Raw genomic sequence first — 236 nt, forward strand, 5'->3', positions numbered from 1 at the left:
AGTCTGTATTCTGGTTTTTTTACCGACGAGTCCTCTTCTGTGTCTTTCAACATGATGGTGAAAGGGTAGCGTCGCAGTACAACAGCCCTTTCTTCTTTGAGAAATTTTCTTGCCCTTGCCGGATGACAGGGGTTTAGCGGTTTTCTGTTTTTATCTACCACTAGTACGAACATGAGTTGGTTGTCTCCTGTTTCCAGGGTAAAGTTTGCCTCGAAGTTGTTAGGTGGTCGGTACTT

General features: G+C 44.5%; 1 protein-coding gene. It reads right to left on the bottom strand.

Annotated features, from left to right (window positions below):
* The coding region (locus LKK83_RS05665; protein WP_324629962.1) for an RRXRR domain-containing protein at positions 1-173 on the bottom strand (173 nt) is incomplete at its 3' end.
* Positions 174-236: the final 63 nt, after the last annotated feature.

The organism is Phormidium sp. CCY1219, assembly GCF_035615515.1.
GTDB lineage: Bacteria > Cyanobacteriota > Cyanobacteriia > Cyanobacteriales > Laspinemataceae > CCY1219.